Source organism: Actinotignum schaalii FB123-CNA-2, from assembly GCF_000411135.1.
Lineage (GTDB): Bacteria > Actinomycetota > Actinomycetes > Actinomycetales > Actinomycetaceae > Actinotignum > Actinotignum schaalii_A.
On record NZ_KE150262.1, the window covers coordinates 705,045 to 716,550 of the forward strand.

Genomic DNA, 11,506 nt, shown 5'->3' on the forward strand with positions numbered 1-11,506 from the left:
GCCGTGCCAGCCGTGCCAGCCGTGCCAGCCGTGCCAGCCGTGCCGGAACCGCCGGCGGATACGGCCATGGGGGAGGGTGCGTCGTCGCCAGAAGTCCCAGTACACTCGGAAACTACTGACGACTCCCCACTCACTACTGCCCAGGCGACTGATGTGCGTTTGCGTCTCCTTGAGAGCGAATACGCGAGCCTCCTCCTGGAAAAACGAAGTCTCGAGGCAGAGTGTGAAACACTCAAGGCCGCACAAAGCAGCGATAAACACGAGAAGGCTTCCCGAGCTGCGCGGATAACCCAGTTAGAAGAAGCGCTGGAAAGCGAGCGGCTTGCCGCGACCCGAGCCGAAGAACAACACACTGGTTTGGAAGCGGCGGTTAGCCAGGTCCGTCAAGAATACGCAGACTTCCAAACACGCTACGCGAGCGAGCGCGCTGCGTGGGAAGAACAAGCAGCCACGCAGAACCTTGCTTTACAGCAGGTCCAGGCGGCTAGCTCGGCACTAGAAACCGAACTAGCCGCGGCACGCAGCGAACTCAGCGAAGCACGCGGGCACGCGCGTGACCTAGAAGAACAAACTCAAACCTTGCAGCAAGCACTCAGCGATGCCGAGGCGACCCGTGAAGTCCTTACTGCTTGTCAGCAGGATTTAGCCTGGGTGCGGGAAGAAAACGAGAAACTAAAAACCGCCAACGAGGTGCTTACCGGGCAGCTTGAGCAAGCCCAAGCCGCATTGGTTGAGAAAACTACGCTCCTCCAGCAAGCCGAGCAAGACCTGGCCGCAGAGCGTGAATCGCGTGCCGCCGAGCATGAAGAATTGGAAGCGCTCCGGCGTGAGCTTAAAGAAAACCAAGCGGCAGTTACACAAGAGGGTGAACAGGTTGATGCCTTGCGTCTTGAGCTTGCCCAAGCACGTGAAGAACAAAGCCGGCTCGCCCAAGCCTTGGATCAGCGAAACGAATACACTCAGACGCTTGAGACGGATAAGGCCCGTTTAAAGCGGGAACGCACCACGGTTGCCGGTCAGGTGCGGGATCTACACACCGAGCTAGCAGCAGCGGGTCTTGCCCTTGAAAAATTACAGGCACAAAATGCTGAACAATCTCGCAAACTTGCCAAACTGGAGGCAGAAAACAAGCAGCTCAATGCCCAGCTACGCGCCAACAGTCCTGGAGATACCGTCAGTCTGCCCGTTGTTCAGCGTCCGCTCACTATTCCACCAGCACCAGCGGAAGAAAACACGGCTTCGGGTGATGATAAGGAGGGTGATAGACACTCCCGCGTCCTAAAAATCGTCGCTGCGGTTATTGCGCTGGTCTTGGCTTTAGCGGCTGGATACCTCGCACACCTTCTCCTCGCTAGCACCGATGAAGACAAGGCTATGCCTGCCCCGGAAATGCCTAGTGTTACGGCAACGCCGCACCCGCGGAGCACTCCGTCCGAAGCGCCTTCGCCAGCCGCGCCGGCCGTGCCAGCGCCGTCAGCAGATACAGCACCCCCAGCGCCCCCGGTGGGCGAGGGCGGGAGCGCGCCTCAAGGCACCGACGAACAGCCAGCACCGCAACCAGACTGGCAGCCACTCGAGCCAGTAGAGGCGCCAGCACCCGCACCGGCTCCTGAACCGGCACCGGTCCCCGAGCCTGCCTATGTCACCGACCTCTCCGCGAACGCAAGCTCTAGCGGCCGCTCGGTCACAATCAGCGCGAACGTGAGCACGACCGGCGCGGTCCCGGTCTCCGTCTACGCCACCGTGGGAGGACACTCCCTCTCACTCGGATCCCAAACCGTCGCCGGGAGTGGATTCTTCGAAGCCAGCATCAGCCTTGAACCTGGCACCTACACCTGGACCGTGAGCGCGGACGGCCTCGTGAACTCCGGAACAATCACCGTCTACTAAATAGGGGACTTTCGTGAAAAGTACTATCTACCTCGGCGCGGCCGCCGTCCTCGCTTTGCTCGCACCTCTCATGATCATCCTGCTCGGCGGGGATTCTAAAGGCAGCGCGAGCCTTGCCGGGGCTGCGAGTAATATCCCACCCGAATACGCCGCCATCATCACGAAGGCCGGGAGTATTTGTGAAGGCATCACCCCGGCCTTGATCGCGGCCCAGATTGACGCCGAATCAAACTGGAACCCGACCGCAGTCTCTCATGCAGGCGCACAAGGCATCGCCCAATTCATGCCCACCACCTGGGCCACAGCCGGTAAAGACGGGGACGGCGACGGACTCGCCGACATTACCAACCCCATCGACGCGATTTTCTCGCAGGGCCACTACATGTGTGACCTTCTCGCCAGCACGAAAGACCTCGTTGCCAGCGGGGGAGCGAAAGGAGACCCGGTTGACCTCGCCTTAGCCGCATACAATGCCGGACAAGGCGCGGTTCAAACGTTTGGGGGTATCCCGCCCTACCCGGAAACCCAGAATTATGTGGAGAAAATCAAAACCCTAGCGACGACTCGCTACGCACCCACCGCGGCGGGTGGTTCGAATAGTTCGGTTGTTGCCTGGGCTATAAGCCAGCGTGGCAAACCCTACAGAGGTGAGGGAAGCGGTGCGTGCGGGAGCATGGGACCCGACTGTTTCGATTGCTGCGGGCTAGTGTGGGCCGCATATAAGAACGGCCGTGGCATTGATTTGCCGATGAGTATTCCTGGTGAGACACCGGCCCGGCGTAAATGCGAAAACGCACTCTATAGCGCCACCCAGTTCGGTGGCACCTACGTGCCAGCCGACGTCGCACACCTCCAGCCCGGGGATATCCTCGCGTTCCAGTCAACAAGCGTCGACCCGAACGTGGACTACATCACGCACGTGGCCTTGTATATCGGTAATGGCGAATATATTGACGCAGCCCCAGGATACGGTGTCAATACCTACCCACTCGGGTGGGGAGAATCCTCCGACCATATGTTCCCGCAAGCACTAAGGATCCCATAATGACAACACAAAACAGAACCATCGGTTTATTTGCGACGCTGGTGCTTGCGGTGGCCGCTGGCTGCCAAGCCTCCGAACCCGAAACAAAGCCAACCATGCCTGCGCCGGCGTCGCTGGCCGCAATGATGCCACGCTGCCTCACCAACACCCCAGACGTTACTGAGGCGGACCCGGAAAGCATCGCCGACACAGTCGCGCTCTTGCTTTCATGCCAGGATTCGCGCACGGACGCCAGCCCGCTTGACGCTTATAAGCGAGCAAGCCAGTACCTCGCTGAGTCTCTCCAGCCCGGCGAGGAGGCGCGGGTGCGTGGGGGAGCAGCCTGGGAAACCCTCAAAACAAACGACGCATACACGGCTATAACCGTGGAACCGCTGTGGGGACAAGCCCCACCAGCCGCAGCCACCGATGTCGCTTATGCCGACCGCCAAGTAACCATCACCCCGACGAGCGAGAATGGCTGGACGGGAACCCCCGTGACGACCTTCTACAACTTCACGCTCACGAAAAAAGAAGACGGAACATGGCGAGTGAGCAACATTGCAACCGCGAAGTAGCAGGTTAGGGGCATCCTCGCAACTCTATTGTAGTATAGTATCACAACCAGTCCTGGGGAGAAGGGAACCAGAAAAATGAGCCAACCAACCAACACCTACCCGCCACTACCGCCAGACCTGGCATACGGGGACCCGACCTACGACGCCAGCGTCTACATGCCAGAGCCAGCCCGCCCGCGGAGCAGAACCATGCGGACATTCTCGTGGATTCGCCGCCACTACCGCACTGGCTTCCTTATTACCGGAATACTAGGCGCGGTTACCGCACCTTTTTATATGCCTGACCAGTACGGGCCGGGCTGGGGCGTCTACTTCGCCTTCTTCTACCTTGTGTTCGGCTACCAGATTTACATGCACGGCATCTTCTTCGGGATCCTGAAGGGGATTATGTGGACCATCCTGTTCCCCATCCTGATCATCCTCATGTTCACGCCACTCATCGCAGCCGCGGCCCGCAACCCCTAAACCTCAAAATGTGTTGAACACAATCACTAGCTAAGTGACCCCAAAAAACCAATTCCCGGGCCATGCCCGGGAGGATGGAGACACTTAGCTATGGTGCGACGCACAAAAATCTCGAGCGGGCAAGAAGCCCTCTTCGACCTCACCTTCTACCTCAACACAACCAGCCCTCAAGGAGACTCTCATGAGCAAGGAAACCCGCCAACAACTGGAAGCGAACGTCAACGAAGCGACGCTGGAGACACAGAACGCGCTCGAGCAAGCACTCCTAGCGGCCTACCCGCCAGCCAGCGAGAACTGGACCGATCAAGTGGCAGCGCGCCAGACCGCGGCAGCGACAGCCCGGATGGAAGCAGCATACGAAGCAGCCGCGATCATGGACGCTTACGAGGAGGAGGAGTCCCTGGAGATTTGGAAGAATCAGGCCCTTCCCGAACCACTCCCGACAATCCTCGCCAACGAATGGATGACCCAGTATTGGGACATGTCGGACTGGGTGCTGCGCGGGGATCAGCTGGAGGACCCGGAAGCGATAGCCGAGATGAGGGCCGAGATGATCGAGCAGGCCGAGAACCGAGTCGAGGAAGCGGCTCGGGACTGGTTGAACCGCTTAGTCGACGAAGTGATGGGCCGCGAGTCCAAAGAACTCCAAGCGACATTCAACCTGGCCTACCTCAAGGACGCATTCAAGAATCAACACGAGATGAACGACATCGACCCGTTCATTCTGAGCTGGGAAGCGGTGGAGAAAGTCTTGATAGAACAAGCACCGTTCTACCTGAAAACCGAGTATTACCATCCCCAGCCCTGGGCGATCGAGTTGAAAGAAGCCGGCCTTCTTACCAACTAGCCACCCAAGTCAGTCCGCGCGGCGAGAAAGCCCGGATAGAGGCGAACCTCGCTGCACTGCGCCTCCTCACCCAACTAGGCGACCGCACCCCAACCACTGATGAGCAGGAGGTGTTGGCACGGTTTTCCGGGTGGGGAGGCCTCTCCACGCTTTTCGACACTAAAAACGACACCTACAAACACGAACGCCAGACTTTGCAGTCTCTTGTGGATGAGGCGGCTTATAAGCGGGCGCTCCAAAGTACGGCTAATGCCCACTACACCCAGCCCACTATCGCCCGCCTCCTTTGGCAGTCCCTCCAGTCGTTAGGGCTGGGGGAAGACGCGCGGGTGGTGGAACCCGGCTGCGGCGTCGGCATGTTCATCGGCACCGCACCCGAAACAATCCGCATGGTGGGTGTTGAGATCGACCCTACCCCGGCCGCTATCGCCGCCCGACTCTACCCAAACGCCGAGATCAGGAACGAGTCTTATACCGACACGGACCTTGACGAAGCTGGTTATTTCGACGCCGGTATCGGGAACGTGCCCTTTGGTAACTTCCGCCCGTATGACCCGGTCTATAACGCGGGCAATCACACCATCCACAACTATTTTCTTTCCAAGGCCCTTGCGCAGGTGCGGCCCGGTGGCATTGTTGCGGTGCTTACCTCGCGCTACACCATGGACGCAAAGAACCCGGGGATCCGCCGCGAACTCTACGCCCGCGCCGACCTGTTGGGTGCTGTCCGCCTACCGGCCGGCACGCATGAGGCTATGGCTGGCACGGATGTCGTCTCAGACATCTTGATCTTCCGACGTCGGGAAAAAGGCGAAGAACCGCAGCCTTTCGATTGGGAATACACCCACCTACTCAAGGCTGGTGCGGGTGAGTTTCCGGTGAATGAATACTTCCACACCCACACCGAGCACGTGCTGGGGGAATGGGAAGAAACCACCAACCAGTACGGCCCGGTGCTTAGCGTGACCGGCAATATAGATGCCCTGGAGGGGCAGCTTGCCACCACCCTCGCCACGATCACCTCCCAAGCGCGGGAGTCCGGCCTCATCTTTACCCCACGCCGTGATGCTTACGAGGGCGAGATTGCGCTGCGCCCGGTCGACCAAGAAAAACTCGGCCGCATCACCAAGACCGAGACCGGCTTCGAGCGCTACACGGCGAATGGCAATACGCCTGTCAGAATCGCGAAAAACGCTACCGCTCAACTCACAGCGCTCCTGGATCTACGCGACCGGACTCGGGCGTTGGTGGAGTTTGAGTCCCAAACCCAGGAAAACCCACCCACACTCACCCAAGCCCGCAACCGCCTGAAAACTGCCTACGAAGAATACGTAGCACGGTTCGGGCCATTGAATTCCCAGCGGGAGCGGTGGTATACGGATAAGAAAACCGGGGAAGAAAAACTATCGTGGGTTGACGTACCTGCGGTGCGTGTCTTCCGCTCTGACCCCGACGCGGCCCTCACCATGGCTATCGAGATTTTCGATAAAGACACCCGCACGGCACGCCCTGCCGGGATCCTTGAGCGGCGCCAAATCGGCATCACCTTCAAACCCCTAGGCGCAGACACTATTGAGGACGGTCTGGCTATCTGTATGGTTGAGAAAGGCCGCGTTGACCCCGAATACATTTCATACCTCACCGGCCAAACCAGCGAGGAAGTTATGGCCGGCTTGCGCGAGCATACCTTCTTCGACCCGGAAAGCGGCGAACTGATGGAGCGCAGCGCTTATCTATCGGGCAATATTCACACCAAGCTAGAAGCCGCTCAGGCCGCACTCGAAACCGATGCTCGCATGAGCGAGAATATCGCGGCCCTCAAAGCTGCTCTGCCCGAACCACTCTCGCTCTCGGATATCGAGATTAGTCCGGGTGCGCCGTGGATAAGCGTTGCCGACCATCACGACTTTTACTCTCAAGTGGTGATGGGGTGGCACCAGCAACGGGTTGGGCAAGTGGGCTATAACCCGGTTACCGGTGCCTGGAAAGCTGTCCAGGACGGCTACCAGCCTTCCGCAAAGGCTCGTCGCATATGGAACACGGACAGGCGTAGTGGTACGGAAATCTTCGCGGCGCTCCTCAATCACACCTCGATCACGGTGAAATCAAAAACCATTGACGGTGAAGAATTCATCGACCGGGCGGAAACCGCGGCCGTCGCCCAGAAAATGGAAGACATGGCCACCGCTTTCACCGAATGGATCTGGGCAGACGGCGAACGAGCATCGCGTCTAGAGCGCCGCTATAACCAAATGTTTAACTCGTTCGTGCCCCGCGACTACACGCAGGCAGGAGAAAAGCTCACTCTGCCGGGCCTGGCGAAAGACATCACCCCATATAGCCATCAGCGCTCGGGCGTGGCCCGCATGATCTACCAAGAATCCGTCGGGCTATTCCATGAGGTCGGGGCAGGCAAGACGAAGACAATGATCATGGGGGCGATGGAACTAAGGCGCCTCGGCCTCATCCACAAACCCGTCATCACGGTGCCAGCAAACGTGCTTTACCAGTTCGCTGCCGAATTCCAACAAACCTACCCCGCCGCCCGCGTCCTCACAGCTAGCGCCGACGACTTGACCAAAAACGGGCGGCGCGAGTTCGTTGCGAAAGTCGCCACCAATGATTGGGACGCGGTAGTCATGACCCACGAACAGTTCAAAGCATTGGGGTGCTCAAATAAGACCCAGGCCGAATACATTGAGGCGCGCATAGGGGAGCTTGAAGAAGCGATTAAGGCCAGCGATTCATCCTCCACAATCCAAGAGATGACCAACCAAATCAACTCGCTGGAAGGTGCCTTGAAAAAGGCGCTTGATCATCCCACCGACCCGGGGATCTCGTTTGAGGAAACAGGCATCGACTACATCATCGCCGACGAAGCACACCGCTACAAAAACCTCAAAATCATTACGAAACTCGAGGGTATCGGCACCAGCGACGGCAATGCGTACACGGCCGACTTGGACATGAAACTCCACTACCTCAGAGACAAGAATCCGGGCGGGCGTATCTGTACCCTCGCAACAGCCACCCCCATCTCCAACAGCCTCGCGGAGGCACATACGATGATGCGCTACCTCGCGCCTGGAGTTTTGAAGGCTGCGGGCATTGAGCCCTTCGATGCGTTCGCTGCCACCTTCACGCGCTCGGAGCGGAAAGCCGAAATCTCGCCCTCCGGGGGTTTCCGTATGCGTACCCGCATCTCCCGCTTCCACAATTTACCCGAGTTTTTGAGTTTGTGGGGTATCGCGGCCGACGTGAAAACGTCGGCCGAACTCTCCCTCAACATTCCGCTTCTCGCGCCGAACAGTGAGGGTGAGCGCGGCCCGCAAATCGTGTCTATCGACGGCGGAGAACGCATGAAAGCGTTCATGGACGAGATCGCCCGCCGCGCAGACAATATCGCAGCAGGGGCTAGTGGCAATGACAACATGCTCGCCCTCTCCACCGATGGGAGGCTTGGCGCCCTCGACCTGAGACTGCGCGGACGGGCACCTATCGCCCACCCCGTCAGTGAAGTCGCCGCACGCACTATCTACCGAATCTGGGAGGAAAATAAGGACAACCGCTACAGCGGCATCGACGGCGAAGAATCGCCTATACCCGGCGCGCTCCAGCTCGTCTTCTGCGACTACGACACACCAAAAGACACCTGGAACACCTACGACGCCCTGCGCCAAGAACTCTACTCGCTAGGACTGCCGGACGGATCAGTCAGATTCATCCACGAAGCTCCCAATAACGCAGCAAAAGAAGAACTCTTCCGAGACTGCCGAGAAGGCAAAGTCGCGGTCTTGATCGGCTCCACACAAAAAATGGGAACCGGCACCAACGTCCAAAAACGCTGCATCGCCACCCACCATTTGGACGTGCCGTGGCGGCCCACCGACATCACCCAACGCGACGGCCGCATGGTCCGGCAAGGTAACGAAAACCCGGAAGTCTACAACTACCGCTACGTGGTGACCGGTTCGTTTGCGGCCTACATGTGGCAAACAAACGAACGCAAAGCGCGCTCAATCGCCCAGATCATGACCAACAAGGCCGGCACCCGTTCTGTCGAGGATGTCTCGCCGGAGGAGATGGAGGCCGGCCGTGCCAAAGCAATCGCCACCGGTAATCCGCTCCTGCTCGAAAAATGCGAAGTGGACGCAACCCTACAAAAATACAAAGCGCTCCACTCGTCTTGGCAGCGCACCCGCAACCGGGCCATCGACGACACCCGCACGCTAGGCTTACGCATCCGAGCCGCAGAGCAAACCATCGCCACCCTGGAGCACCTCCAGCAATACATCCGTGATACGAGCGGGGATAAGTTCCAGATCCGGATTGAGAACGGCACATTTACGGAGCGGGCCGCGGCCGCCCAAGCCCTCTCACGCGCCTTCACTGCACGCATATCGCCCTACATTATTGATAACGTACGCCGCACCGGGAGCACCTATTCGTTACCACGTGGCGTGAGAATAGAACTCGGAGGCATCGAGCTTGACATCGCGCGGGTCGAGGCCGAAAGCCGACTCGGCACGGTCTCCGACGTCTCAATCGTCTTCACACCGCTCGATTTGAAAGATGTGCGGTACGGGCCACGCACGAGTATTCCCCTCTCGATCTTGCAACGCGGTCAAGCAGGCCTGATCCAACGCCTCGAAAACCTCGTCGCGTCACTGCCACAGCGCCTTGAGGAAGAAAAAGAAAACCTTAACTCCTTGCGTGATGAGGCTGAAACCGCCCGCGAGATCGCGAACAAAGACTTTCCACACGAAGCCGAGTACGCGGCGGTGCGTGCGCGTTCAAAAGAAATCACGATCGCTCTGGAAGACCAAGGAGACAGCAAGGCACACCGCGAACAAGAAACGCGGTTCAGGGAAGGCATCAAACACGAAGAACACGAAGGATTCTTCGACGGACTTGCCTCCTGGCCGCGCATCCCACTCCCACCCAAACCAACCCCTCTTGAAACGATAGAGAACTGGGAGACGCGCCCACCCGTCGCACGCTACGAATCACGTGAGTATGTATGGGAGGTGCTTGGGATTGTGGCCGGCAGTCAAAATGGACAAGCACTCACGCGCCTAACCAGCGACAACCAAACCCACTTGTTTGTCGCGGACCTCCTCGAGCTGGAAGCCATGAGCGATCCACTCACCCACGCGCCCGGGACTGTACCGCAGCCACTCGTCCACCGCACCCCACTCGACGAAGTCCAGCGGGAAGACGAAACGCTAGCGGCCACCGATAACCACAGCGAGCAAAGGGAGCTAAGCGATGCGGGGGAGGCGACTAGCGACGTCGCCGATCATGTAGACGACGAACAGCCAGCGGCCACGATACGACCGAGTATCCCTACTCTCTACGATGGTGTCGAGCGTACTGCGCTCACTGAGGCTGCACCCGGGATCTATATCGCGGAGTACGGTGAGAGCGTCGTTACCTTCCTTGACGAAGAACGCAACGAGCAAGTCGGTGTGCCGTATCAAAGACTCTTCCCCGAACCCGGCGAACCCGCACTCTACGCCTACCCAGACCTGGATATTGCGCAGACTGGCAACGTCGCGGGGAGCGGGCAAGTCGCCCGCGCAATGCTTCTTGGTTCACGTCAAGACGCCGCGTATCTCGACGAGGCTGCGCCCGGCTGGCGCACCGCTATAGACGCGCCAGACGCACCTGATACGCGCGATCTTGAGACCACAGACGCGGATGATGTCAGCAGCGAGACGAGCGTCAATATCCGGTATGTTCCACCGATCTACCGGGGTGAAACACCCGAGCGCGTGGAGGTGCTTGCCCCGGGTATTGAAACCGCAACCTATGAGAGTGTGGGCACGGTAGTGTTCCTTGACCCCGAGGTCGATGCACTCCTACCCAGCCGCTACAAGGCATCCTTGTTTGCGTATCCCGGATCCGAAACGAGCGCCGCTTACCGGGAAGACAAACCACGCGAAGCACACCTACGCGGCAGTGCACAACTGGTGCGCGCGCTCTTCCTTGGCAGTAGGGAAGACGCACGCTACTGCCACGCGGTTGACCCGACATGGAACCAAGAAGCGAGCGAGGTACGTGCGCAATACAGGGCGTATTGCGAGGCGAACTATGAACGCCAAGCGGCCGCTCCGATCTTCACCGCGGTGAGCCGTGCGGTAAACGCAGCACGCACTATTGGACAGCGTGAAACGAGCGATCCGCGCGAGCACGGAAACGCACTCATGTAACAAACTGTGATGCCGAAACACGCGGCGGGCGGGACACCCACATGCACGGGTTCCCGCCCGCCGTGTGTTTCGTACCGGACTACATCGCACATTGTTCGTCGTTGCTTGTTTGCTCCGCGTTGTGCGCGTCTACGCTCGGGCTAGTCGTGCGTTTGGTGCGTGGCTTTTTACGTGCTTGTGCCGGGGCGTTTAGCCCATAGCTTTTCAGTTCGCGCTCACTCCACCCCGCCTTGAGAGCCTGCGCCCACGCATTCCGATACTCACCCTCAAGCGCGCGCAAGCGCGCCGCAATTTCTTGCAAGTACACACCCGCATCAAGGCGCTTGGTAAAGCGTTCTTGCTCGGACGCGCGCAACGCCTCCACCTCTTTACTCACACGCTCAGCGCTGCTTGTCATCGCGTTAGCGTCCATGTTTTCGTCCATGTCTTTCTCCTTGTCTTGAGTAGCGGCCGCATTCAAAGTGGCCTCACTTTTACTAGTGCACCTAAC

Annotated in this window: 6 protein-coding genes and 1 pseudogene; 6 read left to right on the plus strand and 1 reads right to left on the minus strand. The window is 59.0% G+C overall.

Going from position 1 to position 11,506, the window contains the following annotated elements; genetic code table 11:
* The 6 genes and pseudogenes from HMPREF9237_RS02865 to HMPREF9237_RS02885 form a co-directional block, all read left to right on the plus strand.
* Nucleotides 1–1,890, plus strand: a pseudogene (locus HMPREF9237_RS02865) (hypothetical protein); the annotation flags it as partial.
* Nucleotides 1,891–1,903: 13 nt separating this feature from the next.
* Nucleotides 1,904–2,935 (plus strand): transglycosylase SLT domain-containing protein, encoded by a 1,032-nt coding sequence (locus tag HMPREF9237_RS08855; protein ID WP_016442224.1) that lies wholly within the window; start codon nt 1,904–1,906, stop codon nt 2,933–2,935.
* Nucleotides 2,935–3,492 (plus strand): hypothetical protein, encoded by a 558-nt coding sequence (locus tag HMPREF9237_RS02875; protein ID WP_016442225.1) that lies wholly within the window; start codon nt 2,935–2,937, stop codon nt 3,490–3,492. Before HMPREF9237_RS08855 ends, HMPREF9237_RS02875 begins: the two co-directional genes overlap by 1 nt.
* 189 nt (nt 3,493–3,681) lie before the next feature.
* The gene (locus tag HMPREF9237_RS02880) at nt 3,682–3,957 is read left to right on the plus strand and encodes a hypothetical protein (protein WP_155875794.1); all 276 of its coding nucleotides are present in this window, start codon (nt 3,682–3,684) and stop codon (nt 3,955–3,957) included.
* A 181-nt stretch (nt 3,958–4,138) separates the two neighbouring features.
* Nucleotides 4,139–4,804, plus strand: a complete 666-nt coding sequence (locus tag HMPREF9237_RS09595; protein WP_016442227.1) for a hypothetical protein — start codon at nt 4,139–4,141, stop codon at nt 4,802–4,804.
* A 113-nt stretch (nt 4,805–4,917) separates the two neighbouring features.
* Nucleotides 4,918–11,016 (plus strand): DEAD/DEAH box helicase family protein, encoded by a 6,099-nt coding sequence (locus HMPREF9237_RS02885; protein WP_196800226.1) that lies wholly within the window; start codon nt 4,918–4,920, stop codon nt 11,014–11,016.
* Between the two features lie 79 nt (nt 11,017–11,095).
* Here the strand turns inward: HMPREF9237_RS02885 and HMPREF9237_RS02890 are convergent, their stop codons facing one another.
* Nucleotides 11,096–11,440 carry a hypothetical protein gene (locus HMPREF9237_RS02890; RefSeq protein WP_016442229.1) on the minus strand — a complete coding sequence of 115 codons (345 nt, stop codon included), beginning with the start codon at nt 11,438–11,440 and terminating at the stop codon, nt 11,096–11,098.
* Nucleotides 11,441–11,506 lie beyond the last annotated feature (66 nt).